The sequence below is a fragment of the Radiobacillus deserti genome, assembly GCF_007301515.1.
Classification (GTDB): Bacteria; Bacillota; Bacilli; order Bacillales; family Amphibacillaceae; genus Radiobacillus; species Radiobacillus deserti.
The window spans coordinates 557,560-577,047 of the sequence record NZ_CP041666.1 but is presented as its reverse complement, the minus strand read 5'-3'; the positions used below and the strand labels follow the sequence as shown (position 1 = coordinate 577,047).

Genomic DNA, 19,488 nt, shown 5'->3' with positions numbered 1-19,488 from the left:
CTCAATCATTTTTTAAAACTAACTGTGAAATGCACTCAACGTGCCCAGTCTGCGGAAACATATCCACAGGCTGCACTTGCTTCGTCACATATCCTCCATCTTCTAACACACGTAAATCTCGAGCAAGCGTAGAAGGGTTACAGGACACATACACAATTCGTTTCGGCTTCATCGCGATCATCGCTTTCAGTAGCTCTTCGTCACAGCCTTTTCTTGGCGGATCGACCACAATAACGTCTGGGCGTAATCCTTGTGCTGTCCACCACGGCATGACCTTCTCTGCTTCTCCTACATAAAACTCTGCATTATCTATATGGTTTAATCGTGCGTTTGCCTTCGCATCAGAAATTGCCTCTGGAACTATTTCTACGCCATACACTTTCTTAGCTTTTTGTGCTAAAAACAAGGAGATAGTTCCAATTCCACAGTATGCATCAATGACTGTTTCTCCACCTTTTAAATCCGCATACTCCAACGCCTTATCATATAGCTTTTTCGTTTGGGGTGGGTTAACTTGATAAAAGGACTTTGCGGAAATTGCGAATTTAATATCTCCGATATTGTCGTAAATATATTCGCTTCCCCATAGAACCTTTGTCTTTCTCCCTAGTATTACATTGGTTCTCTCTTTGTTCACATTCTGGATAATCGATTTTACTTGTGGATAAGTTTCGCTAATTTCTTTCACTAATTCCTCTTGATGTGGCAGCTCTTCTGTCCGAGTAATTAATACGATCATCGTTTCATTTGTGGCTTGTCCGGTTCGCACCATAATATGTCGAAGTACACCACGATGCTTCTCTTCATCATAGGCTGAAATGTTTAATCGGTCTGCCATTCGACGAACAGCTTCTACCATTCGATCATTGATTTCCGACGTAATGACACAGCGGTCCATTCCTTCGATTATGTGGTGACTTCGCTTTTGATAGAAACCCGTAATGAGCTCTCCATGTCTTTCCGCAACTGGAATTTGAACCTTATTACGATACCTCCAGGGATCATCCATACCAATCGTCGGATGCACAGGAACCCCTTCTATATGCCCGATCTTTTTCAGAGAGGTTTCCACTTGCTTGCGCTTCATTTCTAGCTGCAAGTCATAGCTCATATGCTGAAGCTGGCAGCCTCCACATTGCACATAGACATCGCACGGTGGTTCTACCCGATCTTCACTTACTTCTTTTAGCTCAATAAGCTTTCCAAATCCAAAGTTTTTATTCACCTTCACCACTTTAACCTTGGCTGTTTCGCCAGGCAATCCGTACGGAACAAATAATGGATAACCATCGATTTTACCGACGCCTGATCCGTCATGTGTTAAATCGACAAAAGATAGGTCTATCGTTTGGTTTTTCTTTACAGGTGGTTTTTGTTTCGCCATCATCATCTTCCTTCTTGTCTTATCCTGTTACAAAGTGTATCACAATCCAAAACGGATGATAAATTTCTTGCGATAGGAGTTAGTATTTCCATGTTTCGCTATATTTCCCGGGAAATTTATCGAATCCTTAAAAGCAATCTCCCTTACCCGACAGGATACTCTGTTTTGTCCGTAAAAAGAAAAAGAAGATAGCCTTAGCTTTCTTCTTTCTCCAAGAACTCTTTCGGAACAAAAAATTCAATATGTTGATAAAGGTTCGTGAATTCTCCTGGTAATAATCCGCCGAATTCACCATCTATATTGAGCTGCATCTTTTCATCTGACTCTACTTTGATATGTTTGGCCGTAACATGAACGATTCGTTCATCCTCAAGATGTGCACCACGAAGTGCTAACGTAGCAATTCGAATAAACTCTGCAACGTTCGTCTTTTTTAATATGAGTAGGTCAAAAACGCCGTCATCCATTTTCGCGTCTGGTGCTAGCTTTTCAAAGCCACCGACAGAATTCGTATTCGACACGAGGAACAGCATGATATCATCTTCAAACAATTCTCCATCATATTCAATCTTCACATTAATCGGCTTCAAGGACGGGAGCATTTCGATTCCTTTTAAATAGTAAGCAAGCTGTCCTAGTAGGGTTTTTTGTTTGCTCGGAACCTCGTACGTTAACTCGGTTAGCTTACCGCCACCAGCTATATTCATAAAGTACTCATCGTTCACTTTACCAATATCCAAAGGTGTCGAAAATCCATCGATTATGACCTCGACAGCTTTGTGTATATTTCTAGGGATCGACAAGGCTCTCGCAAAATCATTCGTCGTCCCAACTGGGATAATACCAAGCTTCGGACGATATTCCTTTTCCGCTAAACCATTTATTACTTCATTTATGGTTCCATCTCCACCAGCAGCTATTACGACATCGTATTTTCGTTCCACAGCCAGTTTAGCTGCCTCGGTAGCATCTCCTGCTCCAGTTGTCGCATGGGCGGATGTTTCATACCCAGCTTGCTCCAGTTGTCGTAATACATCTGCTAGTTCTTTTTTAAACGCTTCACGTCCTGAAGTTGGATTATAAATAATCCGGGCACGTTTCATGGGTAGACCCCCTAACCGATCATTACTTTTTGTCCACCTTACATCATAGTCCTTTTTTCATCATTTGAAAAGGAAAAGATAAAGACCTGCTATTAAAAGCAGGTCTTCCACAGTTTAAGCCATTGTGGTTATCTTTTATTCATTTCTTCGATAAGAATTTTATTAACCATAGGAGGATTCGCTTGTCCTTTTGTTTGCTTCATCACTTGCCCTACTAAGAAGCCGAGTGCTCGATCCTTCCCATTTTTAAAATCTTCGATGGATTGTTCATTGGCATCTAAAATGGTAGTGATGATATCTCTCAACTGACCTTCGTCTGAGATTTGAACGAGCCCTTTTTCCTTGACGATTTTTTCTGGGTCTCCTCCATTTTCTACAAGCTCAGAAAATACCTTTTTCGCCATTTTAGAAGAAATCGTGCCATCTTCAATTAACTGAATCATCTTCGCTAATGCGGCTGGAGTCATTGGAAGATCCGTTAACTCTAGCTGTTGCTTATTTAAGTGGGCAGATACCTCACCCATTAACCAGTTTGAAGCTTGCTTCGCATCGGCTCCACTAGCAATTGCTTCTTCAAAAAAGTCGGACATTTCTTTCGTACTGGTTAGTACCATTGCATCATAAGCTGGCAGCTGTAGCTCTTCGACATATCGCTTCTTCCGCTCGTCTGGAAGCTCTGGAATTTCAGAACGAATGCGCTCTTTCCATGCTTCATCAATATAGAGAGGAACAAGATCTGGCTCTGGGAAATATCGATAATCATCGGAGCCTTCTTTCACCCTCATCAAGATCGTTTCTTTCGTTTGTTCGTCGTAACGTCTTGTTTCCTGTAGAATCTCCCCACCAGAAAGCAATACTTGTTGCTGGCGCTTTTCTTCAAACTCTAGCCCTTTTTGTACGAAGGAGAACGAGTTTAGATTTTTCAGCTCTGTTTTTACACCGAACTGCTCTTGCCCGATTGGACGAATGGATAAGTTGGCATCGCAACGGAGAGATCCCTCCTCCATCTTACAATCGGAAACACCGGTAAATTGAATGATATTTTTTAGCTTTTCTAGATACGCGTAAGCTTCCTTCGGACTACGAATATCTGGTTCCGATACAATCTCTACTAATGGGGTGCCTTGACGGTTAAAGTCCACATAGGAGTAGCCGTCATCTCCGTGTGTTAGCTTTCCTGCATCTTCCTCTAAGTGTAGGCGGGTAATTCCAATTCTCTTTTTCACACCGTCTACTTCAATTTCTATCCAGCCGTTTTCTCCAATTGGTTGGTCAAATTGGGAAATTTGGTAAGCTTTCGGATTGTCTGGGTAGAAGTAGTTTTTACGATCAAACTTCGTATCTGTCGCAATTTCACAATTCAAGGCCATGGCAGCTTTCATTGCAAAATTAACGGCTTCTTCGTTTAACACCGGAAGCACACCTGGATACCCAAGGTCAATTGGGTTTAGGTTTTCGTTTGGCTCCGCTCCAAATGCATTCGGACTTGGACTAAAAATCTTTGAGTTTGTTTTTAACTCGACGTGTACTTCTAGACCGATAATGGTTTCAAAATTCATTATTTGACACCTCCTAGAACCGGTGTTTTCTTATGAATTTCCGTTGCTTGCTCAAACGCATTTGCAACACGGAAAATCGTGCTCTCATCAAAGTGCTTTCCGATTAATTGTAATCCAATCGGAAGTCCCTCACTGGAGAATCCACATGGGATCGACATACCAGGTACACCTGCAAGGTTTACTGGAATCGTTAAAATATCATTCGCATACATCGTTAATGGATCGTCAATGATTTCGCCTACTTTAAACGCTGGTGTAGGAGTTGTCGGCCCAATTACAATATCGTAATTCTCAAATACTTTTTCAAAATCGTTTTTAATCAATGTACGAACTTTTTGTGCTTTTTTGTAGTACGCATCATAGTAACCAGAGCTTAAGGCAAACGTCCCTAGCATAATTCGACGTTTTACTTCATCGCCAAAGCCTTCGCTACGAGAAAGCTTAAACATATCAATCATGTTCTCTGCTTTTTCTGAACGTACACCGTATCGAACCCCGTCAAAACGAGCTAGGTTGGCTGAAGCTTCAGATGAAGAAAGTAAATAATAAGCCGCAACCGCATAACGAGAGTGTGGTAAGGAAACCTCTTCCCATGTTGCGCCTAAGTCTTCATACACTTTTAATGCTTGAAGGACAGCTTCCTTCACTTCTGGGTTTACCCCTTCTCCAAGGTATTCGGAAGGAACGGCGATACGAAGTCCTTTTACACCTTGGTTTAAGGAATCCTTATAGCTTGGCACATCCACATTAGCCGATGTTGCGTCCATCTTGTCGTGGCCTGCTAATACTTGTAAAAGGTGTGCATTGTCTTCCACCGTTCTTGTAACTGGTCCGATTTGGTCCAGCGAGGATGCAAAGGCAACAAGTCCAAAACGAGATACTAACCCGTACGTTGGTTTTAATCCAACTACGCCACAAAATGCAGCAGGCTGACGAATGGAGCCACCTGTATCAGAACCAATGGAGAAAAATACTTCCCCAGCCGCTACTGCCGCTGCTGATCCACCACTTGAACCACCTGGTACGTAATCCGTATTCCAAGGATTGCGAGTAGCGAAGTAGCTAGAATTCTCATTGGAGGATCCCATTGCGAATTCATCCATGTTTAATTTTCCGATATTAATCGCATTCGCATCCTGTAGCTTTTGTACGACCGTTGCATCATATAATGGATCGTTGAAATTAGACAAAAATTGACTCGCACATGTTGTACGCAATCCTTTTGTCACAATATTATCTTTAATCCCGATTGGTAATCCAAATAGCGATTGAGATGGTGCTTGTCCGTCTAATTCCTTCGCTTTTGCTCTAGCCGCTTCTTCATTTAATGTTAAAAACGCTTTTACATCGTCATCCACTTCGTTGATTCTCGCATAAGATTCATTTACGAGGTCACTTACCGTAATTTCTTTCGTATGTAATTTATCTTGAAGCTCTGATAATTTATAATTAAATAGTGACACTATTTATACCTCCTTTATTCCAATATAGAAGGAACGCGAAATTGTCCGTTCTCTTGATCAGGAGCATTCTTTAATGCATCCTCTTTATTAATCCATTTTCTCGGTTCATCCTTACGCATCACGTTTTTCAAATCTAACACGTGTGTTGTAGGTTTTACTTGGTCCGTATCAAGTTCATTTAATAGCTCAGCATATTTAATGATTGCTCCGAGCTGTTCGGTCATTTTTTCTACTTCTTCATCTGTGATTGCTAGACGTGCTAAATGTGCTACGTGCTTTACTTGTTCCTTTGAGATTTCTGCCATTCTTTCCACCTCCACAATGAATATAACGAATGTAACAATACTTATGATAATAGCAAAAAACCTTTTGAATTGGCAACTTATGCTATCTATTCTATCATTTCAAGAAGCTCAACCAAAATAATCTAAAAAGGATGATGATACCCATGATGGCCCCTCAACACATATTAAATACATGGAGGAAGTTTGATTCCTTTCCTATGGAGACGCTTACGAAAGCGTGGAGAATCCAGCGCGGTCAGTCAGATCAACGAAATATTGCTCTATTAAAAGAAGATTACGCACGCTATGGCATTAGCGGTAATTGTTTTGATCTAGCTGTCTGGCTAATGGAAGCATTTAAAGAAGCTGGGGTGAAGGCTTATCCCATCGGTGATCGTCTAAATTCGGAGGAGGCTCACGCTGCAGTCATTGCACAAGATGAAGATGGTAATCGTTACTTATGTGATTTAGGGGATCAATGGATTCAGCCTATTTTAATCCAAACAAACACCGATAAGCTAAGTGGATTTTTTCCTGCAGCGGACGTACAGCTTTACTCTCATGATTCAAAGCTGGAGGTTGTTTATCATCGACCAAACGGGAAGACTTCTAGACAGTTCTACGATACATCCCCAGTGCCTTACCAAGACTTTTTAAGCATGGCTCATAAAAATCAAAAGCGTCTAAGACCTGACCCCTTAGTAGAAATGCGAATTCCACACCATGGAGAAATAGCCCATTGGGAGTTTTCCGACTGGACTAGCTTTTGGAGTACGAATAGCGGAATACAGAAAGAAACCAAGCTTTATACCGTTGAAGACTGGGTGGAAAGACTACATAATCGAACCGGGTATGACCGAACCTTTTTAGAAGATGCTTTATCTTTATATATGTAAAAGGAGAGAACCCGTAATGGGATCTCTCCTTCTCCTAGCTTACCAGATTAATAATTCGCTTTTGCTTTCTCGAACTCTTCCACCATTTCGTCTGAAGGTTTGCCAAGTAAACTCACAATGACAGAAACGATAACGTTCAATATAAATGCTGGAACGATTTCATATAGGTCAAAAATGCCTCCAGATAGGAAATCTCCCCATATGATGACCGTTAGTGCACCAACAATGATACCTGCTAGTGCCCCATTTCTCGTCATACCCTTCCAGAATAGAGACAGGATAATGATTGGTCCAAAGGCACCACCAAAACCGGCCCATGCATAGCTTACTAGCGATAATACTGAACTATCTGGATTCGACGCGAGCAATGTTGCAATAATTGCGATAACAAGAACTGCTAGACGACCAATCCAAACTAATTCTTTTTCTGAAGCTTCTTTTCTCAAAATCGCTTTATAGAAATCTTCCGCAACTGCAGAAGAAGATACAAGCAACTGGGAGTCAATCGTACTCATGATGGCAGACAAAATAGCTGCTAATAAGATACCGGCAATTATTGGGTCAAACAAAATTTGAGATAGTGCAATAAAGATTTTCTCAGAGTCTTTTAGCACCTGGACCCCCGCATCGTTCGTTACTACCTCAATACCAAATTGAGATAATACGCCAACATCTTGTGTACTAATAAAAGCTAGCCCAGCAAAACCTGTAAAGATAGCTCCATAAAGTCCTAATATCATCCAGGTTGTCCCGATAAACTTCGCTTTTGGCACGTCATCAGGAGAACGCAATGCCATAAAACGAGTTATAATATGAGGTTGACCGAAATATCCAAGTCCCCATGCCATGGAAGACACGATTGCTAACCCACCAACACCTGCTACCATGTTTAAGTGACTAGGATCAATGTTACCAACCGCCTGGACCGTTGCATCCCAGCCACCAATGATAAAGATTGCACGAATAGGAACTACGATAAGTGCCAGGAACATTAAAATACCTTGAATAAAGTCTGTCCAACTAACTGCTAGAAAACCACCTAGGAATGTATAGGATACAATAACGATAGCACCAATCCATAATGCTTGGTTATACGATAAACCGAAGGACGCTTCAAATAATTTGGCGCCACCAACCATACCGGATGATGTATAGAAAGTGAAGAATAACAATATAACAAGTGCAGAAATCACACGTAGAATGTGAGATTTATCGCGGAAACGATTTTCTAAGAAATCTGGGATTGTAATGGAGTTGTTTGATACCTCTGTGTAGACACGTAACGGACGTGCTACAAACTGCCAGTTTAGATAAGCACCAATCGACAAACCAATTGCCATCCATGCTTCTGACATACCTGCTGCATAAGCAGCACCTGGAAGACCTAATAGTAACCAACCACTCATGTCTGATGCTCCAGCACTTAACGCTGCTACACCAGGTCCTAAACGTCTTCCACCTAAAACATAATCTGATAAATTACTAGTTAATCGATAAGAAATGACACCAATTAACAGCATTCCTACTAAATAAACAATAAAGGTAATTAAAGTTGCACCACTCATAGGTTTTTATTCTCTCCTCTCCGTAAATAGCGTAATAATGGATAATACGATCAATAATGGCATTGGTACAAACAACCAGAACCAAGTTGCACCAGCAATTGCGTAATCCATACCCTGCATCCCTCCTTTTCTATTATTTATATGCAAATTTCTAGCAATACTACCTTGTAATAAACGGCTAGAAACAAACACATATGTAAAAGTATAACATACACCGTTATACAGACTTGCCCCCACATAGAATGTCTATGTATAAACCTCCTGCACAATGCCTATTATTTAAGACCTAGGTCAAACATTATCCCGTGGCAGAAATTTCGATAGAATACATTTCAATGTGACAACAACTTTAACCAATTCCCGGCTTCGAATTAGGATAAACCTAAAATTATATGAAACATATGCCAAAAAAGGCCCGACATTGAAGTCAATGTCGGGAAAAGTAAGATTCATTAGGTTGTAGTGGTTATATTAAATCAATGCACTGCATTGAAATAATAGTGATTAAAGTGTGTTCCCCCAAGAAAAAATGCTTGGTTCATGTTCTTTTGAAGTGAAAAAATCTGAGAAGATGCTTGGCTCATGTTCTTTTGAAGCGAAAAAGTCTGAAAAAATGCTTGGCTCATGTTCTTTTGAAGCGAAAAAGCCTGAAAAAATGCTTGGCTCATGTTCTTTTGAAGCGAAAAAGTCCGAAAAGATGCTTGGCTCATGTTCTTTTGAAGCGAAAAAGTCTGAAAAAATGCTTGGCTCATGTTCTTTTGAAACAATCAAATTGTGTTCATGTTTAGAAGATAAGTCTGCGTTATGGAGTAAGATTCCAATCCCAAAAACTGTTACCGAAAACATCAGCACTGAGAGAGTAGCTTTCAAAACTATTTTTTTCATAGAATTGCCTCCTAAATTTTAATTAGTTCTTCATATGCCGAATTCGCAAGTTTAAAATATGCGGATGCACTTTTATATTTTTTGATAGATTCATAATGTGCACCAACCATAGTTGCAAACTCGACTAAATTAACGAAATCTTTTTGCTTTTTAAGGTATGGTATAAATTCTTTCACAACAAAAGCTTCAAATTTTTCTTTCTGATTCCCAAGATAGTAAAAGTAAGTTTGAAGTTCATAGTAATAATGTTGTCTCACACTTTTCGGCAATTTCTTTATAAATTCAAATCCTTTATCTACTAAAGCCTTTGACTTATCTATATCTCCTACCTTATAGCACTCTTTCACTTGCGCTAATATGGCTTTTAAGATCACTTCAAAGTCTTCTTCAACGTCGTCTTCTATGACTAAATTAAAATAATGAATTGCTTTCTCTGATTCTCCCTTAGAGGAATGGAGATAACCTAAGTTATGATTAGTCAGATAAATTGTCTGCTTATCATTATTTAGTTTTGCTAAATGCTGGGCTAAATTATAATTTTTTATCGCCTTGTCATAAACTTTTATCCTTCGGTAAGAAATCCCCAAGAGAATATGACACTGAGCACATCTACGAAAGTTATAGTTTTTACTATAATCTTCAAGAGCTTTGCTCGCGTAATCCATTACTTCTAAAGTGTTTCTAAGCTTACTATGTGTAACTGCGATTGTATAACGTAAATCTGCAGTTTCAACCTCTGAGATGTCTGCTTGCCCAATCTTTTCTTCAGCCAAAGAATAAAATCTAATTGCCGTTTTAAAATCACCGACAACTGAATTATAATTCCCGTTAAATTTGAACCAATAGTATTGTTGGACACTCGTAAATGTTTCAGAAAGATCTTTCAAGTTATTTATTTGCTCTAATGCTAATTGTGGATTGGACAAGATTAAATAATACCTAATCTTATGAATCTCAAATAGAACTTGCATGTCAGAAAGATGCGATTCAACCAACACTTTTAACTCTTCATACTTCGCTGTAATTTCTTCCTTACTATTTACCTCATACAGCATGTCGAACCATTCTTGACATTGATTATTGAGGTTTAATTCTTCTTCTTTGTTTAGTTGAATACCAAGTCTTGAACAAAGCAAATTGATGACATCAGGACTTGCGGTTGTTTTTTGATTTTCAATTTTAGAAAGATAGGATTCAGATACAATCCCATCCGCCAAGTCCTCTTGTGTCATGTTTTGCTTAATTCTATGTAGTTTTATAAAAGGACCTATTTCCATGGATTGTCCACCTCTAACTTACAGGCTTTTTGCCTACTTCATAGTTTCGAAACTAGAACGATTGTACCAAGGTTCACCTTTAACTTCTTTCTTGCATTAATCATACCATATTTCCGAGTTATTCATATTGGGAAAGTAATTGGCATTTTTTTATGATTTTATCTCGAAAAACTTTCCTACTTTCCTAAACCTAAGAAACCCCTCACCTATTTTCATAGTTAAGGGGCAATTTATTTTCCTATTATCCTTTGTCATGAAACCTAACAATGGTAGGTATTCAGAACCACCACTCCATCTTGTCAAAGTCAACCTTGTTTCTCAAGAGACTTATGACCTCTTTTCCTTAATGATAAATATGGACTTGCGGCTCTTCTTCACCAGCTTCCCGCGTGATCAGACTCTCTTGCCTATTATCTCCTGATGTAATATTAATTTCTAAGTCATAATGAGGTTGGAAGCCTTCAACGACTAGTCCATACACATATTGTGTAAAACCAATGACTTCTGCTTTTCCGTTAAACTGAATGGGAATTTCGATCGTTAGCCTTTGCAGCTCATCATTCACATAAAATCCTTTTCCAATTACACTTGTATAATTAGGAAAGTACTTTGCAACGTCTTCCTCAAAGATAGTTAGATTATTGGCATCCTCTTTATAGTTTTCTGAGGCTTCATCAGAAGGGAATAATACGTGTTTCTCATTAATTTCTTCCCAGTCTCCTATGGATGAACTTCCTTCGGAAACGACAGTTTTGGCAACAAAGTTACCTGGTACTAGAGAATCTGCCGCTTCCTCGCGATACAAGGACACCATAATCGGGACTTTTGATAAGCCGTCCATTTGCCTCATTCGCTCCACAATCTTCTGGGCTATCTCTTGTCCTTTGCTAAGCATTTCCTTTTTGGAGATTTTCTCGTAATAGTAAGGACCACCAATTTCTGTTTGGAACTGATAAACGGATTTCATCGCAAGAGCAACTGATACACCACCGAGCACGATTCGATCTTCACTAGTTTTTAATAAATAGTTTTGTTCTAAAATATGTGACAAGTACCTAGGGTTTTCTTGATGCTCTTCTTTGGTTGCATTTTCAGATAATGGTGGGTTTAACCCTTGATTCCCTTCTTCTTTGGGGTTGGAAGAACTTAACCAGTCGTACACAATATCTTCTGTTAAGTACTGTCCCTCTTGGAAGTAATACTTGTCTGGATCAAACGCGTCCTTAGAATGACGTTTCAAGCCTTCCTCTAATTCATCAATGTCCAGTCGATTAAACAATTGATTTACAATAACCCCACGTGCTTTTCCAAGCTTATACGGCAAGAGCACACGATAATTCTCATCAGATAAGCTGTAACTTGGGATTATAGCAGTCTCTTGATTCGTTTCTCCCTGATTTTTCTTTACAACATCCTCTTCTGAATTGTCAAAAGAGGGTGCACAGCTTGTCAAAAGCAGAAGTCCAATCAACATGAGTATTAATTTCTTTCTCAATCTTTCCACTCCCTAACCTTCTAATGCTTGTATAAGCTGTTGTTCATCCCAAATCTCAATTCCTAAATCCTTCGCCTTGTCATATTTCGATCCTGCATCTTCACCTGCAATGACAAGGTCTGTTTTCTTACTCACACTTCCTGTAATTTTCCCTCCAAGTGCTTCTATTCGTTCTTTTGCTTCAGAACGCCCCAATGTTTCTAATTTCCCTGTTAATACAATCGTTTTACCAGAAAAAACAGAGTCTGTTGATTGCTCGGAACGCTTCGGTCCTTTGTATTCCATATTAAGTCCTAACTCCGACAGCTCTGTTAGAAGAGTTTGAACTTTCTCTTCAGAGAAATAGCGTTCAATCGATTCGGCCATTTTATCCCCTATTTCGTTTATCGCTACTAATTCTGCAGCCGTTGCTGTTTTCAACCTGTCCATATGTTCAAACTGCTCGGCTAACGTTTTAGCTGCTTTGGAGCCTACGTATCGAATGCCTAATCCGAATAATAATCTTTCTAACGAATTTTGTTTCGAAGCCTCAATTGCGTTAAGTAAGTTGTCGACGGATTTCTCTCCCATGCGCTCTAGCTTCAACAAATCTTCCCGGTTTAGTTTGTACAAATCAGCAATCGTATGAATCAATTTTTCTTCGAACAGCTGCTCGACTACCTTTTCCCCTAATCCATCTATGTTCATGGCATTTCTAGATACAAAATGGATGAGACCTTCCTTTAATTGAGCAGGGCAATTCGGATTAATACAACGAAGGGCAACCTCTTCTTCCAGACGAATTAGTTCACTTCCGCACGCCGGGCATTCGGTTGGCATTTGGAAAGGTTCTTCCTTACCAGTTCGCTGATCGGTTACGACGCGAACGACCTCTGGGATTATATCACCGGCTTTTTTAATCACCACTGTATCATGAATGCGTATATCTTTCTCCCGAATTAAGTCCTCATTATGTAAAGAGGCACGTTGCACCGTCGTCCCCGCTACTTTAACCGGTTCAAGGATAGCTGTAGGTGTGATTACGCCAGTACGGCCAACACTTAGTTCAATGTCTACCAGTTTGGTTATCACTTCTTCTGCCGGGAATTTATAGGCAATTGCCCAGCGCGGACTTTTTGCTGTAAACCCTAACTGTTCCTGATGATCTAAGCGATCGACTTTGATAACTATTCCATCTATTTCGTAGCTAAGCTGTGGTCTTTTTTCCATCCAATCTTCTACAAACTGAATCACGTCCTCGATGCTCGAGCACTTTCTCCATTCCGGGTTCGTTTTTAAGCCTAACTCCTTTAAATACTCTAATCGTTCACTATGGGATTCTAGTTCACCAGCCTCCCAAAGTCCCACGCTGTATAAAAAGATGTCTAAGTTACGGCTTGCTGCAATCTTCGGATCTAACTGTCTTAAAGAGCCCGCTGCCGCATTACGAGGGTTCGCAAAAGGCTCTTCACCATTCTCTTCCTTCGCTTCATTTAACTTCACAAAAGATTTGTGTGGCATAAACGCTTCTCCACGCACTTCCATCGTTTCTTCTTTTGAAAGCTTCAACGGAATACTACGAATGGTTTTCAAGTTATTCGTAATATCCTCTCCGGTCGTTCCATCGCCACGTGTTGCTCCGCGAACAAATTGGCCATTTTCGTATAAAAGCGACACTGCTAATCCATCGATTTTCAGCTCGCACACGTAGGTTGGTTCTTCCCCAACTCCTTCTCTGACACGTCGATCAAAATCCCGAAGATCCTGCTCGTTGAACGCATTTGCTAAACTAAGCATAGGAATGACATGGTTGACCTTTTGGAACGCTTCAAGAGGCTCCCCTCCTACTCGTTGAGAAGGGGAATCAGCTGTAATGAGTTCTGGAAATTGTTCCTCGATTTCCTTTAGCTCTTTCATTTTCGTGTCGTATTCATAATCTGAAACAGACGGACGATCGAGTACATGGTATTCATAATTATATTGATTGAGCTCTTCTTTTAGAGCGTCTAACTTTTCTTTAGCTTGTTCCGCATTCATGCCTTACACCTACCTCATTTACTCTTTTGTAATAGGAGCAAATTTCGCTAACAGTCGTTTTATTCCAATTGGAGCAGGGAACGCAATATCCAATTCTGTCGCTTCCCCTTCCCCTTGTACTTTGACAACCGTTCCTTGGCCCCATTTTTTATGGTTAGCCTTATCTCCTGGCTGCCATCCTAGCTTTTCTCCACCTGTTCCAGTATTAACGGTCTTCATTACCGTACGTTTTGGTGCAGCAAATGGATCTGGTTTAGATTGCGAGATTGGACGTGATCCAAACATGGACTGTTTTGCTTCTTCTAAGCCATCAAGCAATTCTTCCGGTATTTCACGAATAAAGCGACTCGCAGGGTTCATATTCGTGCGCCCGAATAATGTACGCATTTTTGCATGCGTTAGGTGTAGCAGACGTTCCGCTCTCGTAATCCCTACATATGCCAAGCGACGTTCCTCTTCCATTTCCTCTTCATCCATCAAGGACCTGCTGTGTGGGAAGACATTCTCTTCCATTCCGATTAAAAAGACGATTGGGAACTCTAACCCTTTTGCAGAGTGTAGCGTCATGAGTGTTGTTTTGTCATCACTTAACGGATCTTCGTCCACTTGATCGATATCCGCAATTAGTGCAAGATCCGTTAAAAACGCGATTAATGTTTTATCCTCACTACTCTGTTCAAAATGTTGCGTTACAGATTTGAATTCTTCTAAGTTTTCTAAACGACTTTGCGCTTCTAATGTACGTTCATTTCGGAGCATCTCTTCATAGCCTGTCCGTTGTAAGACTTGTTCAACCATATCGGTTGCGGACAAAAATTCTTGTTGCTTCGTCCAATTACGAATCATGGCACCGAACTCGGCAAGGGCGGAAGCAGCCTTCGGACTAACTCCCGTAAAATCAACCTCTTGAACCGTTTGATAGAGTGAAATTCCGTGGTCTGCTGCATAAGCTTCTAAGCGATCCATGGATGTTTTTCCGATTCCTCTCTTCGGTTCATTTACTACTCTTGCAAAGCTTAAGTCATCATCTGGATTCGCGATAAGGCGTAAGTAGGCAAGCATATCCTTAATCTCTTTACGATCGTAGAACTTTGTTCCTCCAACGATTTGATATGGGATGTTCGCTTTTACAAATGTTTCCTCAATCGCACGGGACTGAGCATTAGTCCGGTAAAGCACCGCTATATCTCGGTACTGATAGTCACCCGAACGTACTATCTCTTCTATTTGTTCTGCTACAAATAGTCCTTCTTCTTGTTCCGTAGCAGCTTGATAGTATTTAATTTTTGTTCCTTCACTGTTATCCGTCCAAAGCTTCTTCGGCTTTCGTCCACTATTCCGTTCGATTACCGCGTTAGCCGCTTCCAGTATCGACTTCGTGGATCGATAGTTTTGCTCTAGTAAAACGACACTAGCGTTTGGATAATCTTTTTCAAAAGATAAGATATTTTGAATATCCGCACCACGCCAACGATAGATAGATTGGTCGGAATCCCCTACGACACATAGATTTTGGTAACGATCCGCTAATAGCTTCACTAATTTATATTGTGCGTGGTTCGTATCTTGATACTCATCTACGTGTATATATTGGAATCGACGTTGATAGTATTCCAACACTTCTGGAATACGCTCAAACAACTGAATCGTCCGCATAATCAAATCATCAAAGTCTAACGATTGATTCTTCAACAATTTTTTCTGATATGATTCATAGACACGAGCGACCTGTTGATCGAAGTAGTCATTTACATCTTTCGAGTACTCTTCTGGTGTAATTAATTCGTTCTTCGCTGAGCTAATCGCACCAAGCATTGCTCTCGGTTCAAACTTTTTCGGATCGATGTTTAGTTCTTTTTGAACTTGTTTCACGACAGATAATTGGTCACTTCCGTCCAAAATAGAAAAATTCGAATTGATTCCAATTCGATCAATATCTCGACGAAGGATGCGCACACACATCGAGTGGAAGGTAGAAACCCAAATATCCGATCCTTCAGGCCCAACCAGTTTATACACCCTATCCTTCATTTCACGTGCCGCTTTATTTGTAAATGTAATCGCCAAAATGCTTCTTGGTGATACTTCTTTTTCTCCTAATAAATAAGCAATCCGGTGTGTTAAAACCCTCGTCTTTCCACTCCCAGCTCCCGCCATAATAAGTAACGGGCCTTCTGTATGCTGCACTGCTTTTCGTTGTTGTTCATTTAATCCGGCTAATAACCCGCCCATTGTTTGACTCACAAAAGACACCACCCTTTTATTCTTTTACTGCCAGTACTGTTTTTAACGCTTGTTTAAAGTTATCATAAATACTGTTTCCTACGACGATAACATCAGCAAATTGCTTCATTTCCTTGGCTTGTTCTGGGGAGCTAATGCCTCCACCATAAAACAGCAAGGTATCTTCTAGCTTTTCCTTCACTTTTTCTACAAGCCCCGGATCTCCATAGGTACCGCTATACTCTACGTAAAAAATCGGTAGATGAAACATGTGCTCCGCCATTTGTGCGTAGGCGACAACATCCTCGTCATCTGGCAAGGTACAATTTGTGTATTGAAACACCTTTGCTTCCGGATTTAACACACAATATCCCTCTACAAATAGTTCACTCCAATCTAGTACTTCCCCATATTCTTTTACCGCTTTGTGCTGAATGTCCATTACATATTTTTTATCCTGGCTATTCAACACGGTCGGAATATAATAGAAATCGAATCCGGGTGTAACCGATTCTTGATTGGAGATTTCAAGTACGCACGGTACGGTATATCTTCTAACTCTTGCAAGTAGATTCAATACATTATCTAATGTAACATCATCTGTTCCTCCGACAATGACAGCATCCGTTCCTGATTCACAAATCAGTTCTAGCTGCTCATCAGAAATCTCTTTATTCGGATCTAGCTTAAATACGTGACTCCACTTTTTCATGTCATACATCGTTAATCCTCCAAAACGTGACGGACTATATTTTTTCCATCTATTCATTATAACAAAAAAGAATAGAGAGATTGAGTAGGAAGTGAAAAGTTGTTAAACATGAAAAACCAGGCCTAACACCAGGCCTGGTATATACGGTTATTGATCTGCAGGGAACACAACACCAGTCTGTTTTCTTGCTTCTTCTAGTAGTTGTGACGTAATGAGAGATCGCTCCAAAGTATTAACATCCGATTCTTTTTTTCCACTTTGGATGGTTTCTAAAAATGCTTTCGCTTCATAATACATCGTATTGTCTACTTGCTCTCTTGTAATATCCTCCACTGTTCCATCTTTATATCGAATTTCTACATGTGTTGGGGAATTAAAATTATCAATTAGCATACTTCCTTTTTCCCCTTGAATTTCTGATGGAACATAGGAGTTGGAAATTTTGGAATACATAATAACTCCGCTCATTGCCTCATATTCAAACATGATGCTTCCTTGCCCATCTACTCCAGACTCTAATAACAAGCTTGAAGCAAGGAGCTTTTTAGGTTTTCCAAATAAGGCAACCATCGGATACGTGCAATACACACCAATATCCATTAACGAACCGTTTGAAAATTTAGGATTAAACGCATTAAGAATGGTTCCTTCTTTGTAAGCATCATAACGAGAAGAATATTGGCAATAGCTTGCAAAGTAGCGTCGAATTGGTCCAAGTTTATGTAAGTTTTCTTGAATGGTTTGGAAGTTTGGTAAGAAGGTTGTTTTCAACGCTTCCATCGCCACTACCCCATTATTCTTGGAAGCTTCCATAATCCTTTCTACTTCCTTCGCATTCGAAGCAATCGACTTTTCTATGATGACGTGCTTTCCATGATTCATGCACAGAATGGCTTGCTCCGCATGGAAGGAGTTCGGGCTTGCGATATAAACGGCGTCGAACTCCTTGCTTTCTGCAAATTCGTCTAAGTCTGTGTATGTATGAGTCGCACCATGCTTTTCGGCAAACTCTTTTGCTTTTTCTTCCGACCTCGAATATACCGTTGTGACTAAAAAATCTTCTAGTTGTCGTGCACCATCTAAAAAACTCTCGGTAATCCAATTCGTTCCGATTACACCAAATCGAACCATTTTTTCCCCCAACCCTTCTTACTAGAAAACGCCGATATTAGTCGACGTTTTCCGTTTCATCTTGTTCCGTTTGACTGATTCGGTCTAAGACCATCTTGTACCCATCATTCCCATAGGTTAAGCATCGCTTTACTCGTGATATCGTAGTAGTCGACGCACCGGATTCCTTTACGATAACCCCGTACGTATAACCATCCTGTAGCATTTTCGCCACTTGAAGTCTTTGAGCTAAGGATTGAACCTCACTCATTGTCGCAATATCATCAAAAAAACGATAGCATTCTTCTCGATCTTTTAAGGATAGAATTGCATCAAACAATTCATCTAGCTGTTGACCACGAAGCTTGTCTATTTGCATGTAGGTCCCTCCCTACTTATTGTATCGTCACACTTTCTAAGCCTTGGCTTTCTGGAATTACATTAATCCAGGTTTGACCTGGGACTAGTCCTACTGGCTGTCCATTTTTATACGGAAGAATTCTTCCGTCTACATTCCTCCATTGAACCTCTTGAACCTTTCCTTTTTGAAGTAATAATGCATTCCCACCGGATTGAAGATCTACTTCACGTCTTCCTTTATCATCAATTACACTGTGCGCAGTCTCCATAATGAAGATATTATCAAGCTGAATCGGTTCGTCTGTTTCTAACTCTACTGTTTGCATGTCTCCATTATAACGCAAATATTTTTGCGCTGCTTCATCGTACGTATAATGAATTGGATCGTTGGCGAAATACGAGAACGATACTTCCGTTGCCGCAGTTCCTTGAATAGTCGGGATATCTTCCTCCGCTAAGAATGGTAGAGGTTCATAGTTCGCCTCTACTTCATACCCTTGCTCCGAAGCTACTTCATAGACATTGGAAAAGAGTAGATAAGAATTGTGTGGTGCCTCTCGGAAATCCGCACGTTCGAATAGATGCCCGTCATTATCGTAATACGAGCCACTTAAGCTGTCAGGTCCATTTGCTCGTAACGCTGCTTCTACATGTGTTGCTGCACCATGGTAGACATATAATGCATTATAATCCTTTGCTAAATTAAAGTAGTATTCTCGCGCACTTCTCACCGGCCCAACCACTTCCGGTTGTTGACTTTGGAAAAACGCGATAAACCGTGTTATATCTCCTTCTGCTAGAATTTCAAACACGATATCCGCTTGAGAAAGTCCGGTTTGTGGACGAGCTTTGTAAAAGTTGTTGACCATTACTGCAACCGCGCGATTATTGACCGGATCATTTGTTTTAATACCTGTAAAAGGATAGACGTTTTTAAATTCTGGTTCTGGCTCTGCCACTGGTTCTGTTTGTTCCGGTTCCTCTGACTCTTTCGGCGCAGATTCTGCTGTATCTTTATTCTTACAAGCTGCTAACGCCACAAGAAGTATGAGCATACATACAATAAGTCCTGTCTTTCTCTTTAACATGACTAGTATCACACCTTTTAAGTTAATAAAATGCTAATGGTATTAAAAATGTTTTCCTCTCACCAACC

At 40.3% G+C, this 19,488-nt stretch carries 16 protein-coding genes; 1 reads left to right on the top strand and 15 read right to left on the bottom strand.

Annotated elements, in window-relative coordinates:
• Position 1 precedes the first annotated feature (1 nt).
• From rlmD to gatC, 5 genes are all read right to left on the bottom strand, one after another.
• Positions 2-1,384 carry a 23S rRNA (uracil(1939)-C(5))-methyltransferase RlmD gene (gene rlmD, locus FN924_RS03025; RefSeq protein ID WP_143892009.1) on the bottom strand — a complete coding sequence of 461 codons (1,383 nt, stop codon included), beginning with the start codon at positions 1,382-1,384 and terminating at the stop codon, positions 2-4.
• Positions 1,385-1,578: 194 nt separating this feature from the next.
• The gene (locus FN924_RS03020) at positions 1,579-2,487 is read right to left on the bottom strand and encodes a diacylglycerol kinase (protein ID WP_143892008.1); all 909 of its coding nucleotides are present in this window, start codon (positions 2,485-2,487) and stop codon (positions 1,579-1,581) included.
• Positions 2,488-2,615: 128 nt separating this feature from the next.
• Positions 2,616-4,046 (bottom strand): Asp-tRNA(Asn)/Glu-tRNA(Gln) amidotransferase subunit GatB, encoded by a 1,431-nt coding sequence (gatB, locus tag FN924_RS03015; RefSeq protein ID WP_143892007.1) that lies wholly within the window; start codon positions 4,044-4,046, stop codon positions 2,616-2,618.
• On the bottom strand, positions 4,046-5,509 hold the full coding sequence (gatA, locus tag FN924_RS03010) for an Asp-tRNA(Asn)/Glu-tRNA(Gln) amidotransferase subunit GatA (RefSeq protein ID WP_143892006.1): 1,464 nt from the start codon (positions 5,507-5,509) through the stop codon (positions 4,046-4,048). The genes gatB and gatA overlap by 1 nt, the downstream gene beginning before the upstream one ends.
• A gap of 14 nt (positions 5,510-5,523) precedes the next feature.
• Entirely contained in the window at positions 5,524-5,814 is a 291-nt protein-coding gene (gene gatC, locus FN924_RS03005) for an Asp-tRNA(Asn)/Glu-tRNA(Gln) amidotransferase subunit GatC (protein ID WP_143892005.1), read from the bottom strand.
• Between the two features lie 143 nt (positions 5,815-5,957).
• Here gatC and FN924_RS03000 point away from each other — a divergent pair, with 143 nt between their 5' ends.
• Positions 5,958-6,689, top strand: a complete 732-nt coding sequence (locus FN924_RS03000) for a hypothetical protein (protein ID WP_143892004.1) — start codon at positions 5,958-5,960, stop codon at positions 6,687-6,689.
• Between the two features lie 47 nt (positions 6,690-6,736).
• Here the strand turns inward: FN924_RS03000 and putP are convergent, their stop codons facing one another.
• The 10 genes from putP to FN924_RS02950 all read right to left on the bottom strand — a co-directional run bounded on the left by putP (position 6,737) and on the right by FN924_RS02950 (position 19,420).
• On the bottom strand, positions 6,737-8,254 hold the full coding sequence (putP, locus tag FN924_RS02995) for a sodium/proline symporter PutP (protein ID WP_143892003.1): 1,518 nt from the start codon (positions 8,252-8,254) through the stop codon (positions 6,737-6,739).
• 504 nt (positions 8,255-8,758) lie between these two features.
• Positions 8,759-9,139 carry a hypothetical protein gene (locus tag FN924_RS02990; protein WP_143892002.1) on the bottom strand — a complete coding sequence of 127 codons (381 nt, stop codon included), beginning with the start codon at positions 9,137-9,139 and terminating at the stop codon, positions 8,759-8,761.
• Between the two features lie 11 nt (positions 9,140-9,150).
• Entirely contained in the window at positions 9,151-10,416 is a 1,266-nt protein-coding gene (locus tag FN924_RS02985) for a helix-turn-helix domain-containing protein (protein ID WP_143892001.1), read from the bottom strand.
• 343 nt (positions 10,417-10,759) lie between these two features.
• A complete protein-coding gene (locus FN924_RS02980; protein ID WP_323368634.1) occupies positions 10,760-11,920 on the bottom strand; it encodes a CamS family sex pheromone protein in 1,161 nt (386 codons plus the stop codon).
• A gap of 3 nt (positions 11,921-11,923) precedes the next feature.
• The gene (gene ligA, locus FN924_RS02975) at positions 11,924-13,927 is read right to left on the bottom strand and encodes an NAD-dependent DNA ligase LigA (protein ID WP_143891999.1); all 2,004 of its coding nucleotides are present in this window, start codon (positions 13,925-13,927) and stop codon (positions 11,924-11,926) included.
• Positions 13,928-13,945: 18 nt separating this feature from the next.
• Complete coding sequence (gene pcrA / locus FN924_RS02970) at positions 13,946-16,159, bottom strand: DNA helicase PcrA (RefSeq protein ID WP_407692014.1); 2,214 nt, start codon at positions 16,157-16,159, stop codon at positions 13,946-13,948.
• 28 nt (positions 16,160-16,187) lie between these two features.
• Entirely contained in the window at positions 16,188-16,871 is a 684-nt protein-coding gene (pcrB, locus tag FN924_RS02965; protein ID WP_143891997.1) for a heptaprenylglyceryl phosphate synthase, read from the bottom strand.
• A 138-nt stretch (positions 16,872-17,009) separates the two neighbouring features.
• Entirely contained in the window at positions 17,010-17,993 is a 984-nt protein-coding gene (locus FN924_RS02960; protein ID WP_143891996.1) for a Gfo/Idh/MocA family protein, read from the bottom strand.
• 37 nt (positions 17,994-18,030) lie between these two features.
• Entirely contained in the window at positions 18,031-18,351 is a 321-nt protein-coding gene (locus tag FN924_RS02955; protein WP_143891995.1) for a YerC/YecD family TrpR-related protein, read from the bottom strand.
• A gap of 16 nt (positions 18,352-18,367) precedes the next feature.
• Positions 18,368-19,420 (bottom strand): DUF3048 domain-containing protein, encoded by a 1,053-nt coding sequence (locus tag FN924_RS02950; RefSeq protein WP_143891994.1) that lies wholly within the window; start codon positions 19,418-19,420, stop codon positions 18,368-18,370.
• Positions 19,421-19,488: the final 68 nt, after the last annotated feature.